Origin of the sequence: Streptococcus sp. 1453 (assembly GCF_013276955.1) — a bacterium.
In the GTDB taxonomy this organism is placed as follows: Bacteria; Bacillota; Bacilli; order Lactobacillales; family Streptococcaceae; genus Streptococcus.
This window is the reverse complement of the sequence record NZ_VMLZ01000031.1, coordinates 1-488: the sequence shown is the minus strand read 5'-3', so window position 1 is coordinate 488 and position 488 is coordinate 1. Positions and strand designations below refer to the sequence as shown.

Here is a 488-nt window from a genome sequence, read left to right as displayed (position 1 = left end):
TACGGTTGGTTTGTAGATACTACGTACCGCTATCGGCATATCCTTCGTCAATTTCTTGCCTGGTGCTAGGTTAATCGCTACTCCATCTTTGAGCGCAAAGTCACCATCTTTTGGTACATCTGTGCGTCCCAATTCAATTGGATTAGTTGGATCCGTCATGTCATAAAGGGCTACCGTGGTACCACTATTCACGCCATTCGCTGTAACGCTGCCTGCATCTTTCTTACCGACTGCACTTACAAGACTTGGAGTGCTTGGTTTGACAGTATATGGAATCTGAATGGTTTCTTCACTCGTATCACCATAAACAAGCTTAGCTGAGATTTGGTGTTTACCTAGGTCTGTAGGAACTGTTCCTACTGCTTCCACGTGATCTTTGCCTGTCGCGGTTACAGCACCTGTGAGGTCTGTCGCCTCTACGGCTTCACCTTTCACCTTGGTAATGTCGGTGATGGTCACAGTATGTGCTGTCGGAGTGATACTTGCAC

General features: G+C 46.9%; 1 protein-coding gene. It reads right to left on the bottom strand.

Annotated features, from left to right (window positions below; translation table 11 throughout):
• On the bottom strand, positions 1-488 hold a 488-nt coding region (locus HW098_RS10230), incomplete at both ends, for a hypothetical protein (RefSeq protein ID WP_176140025.1).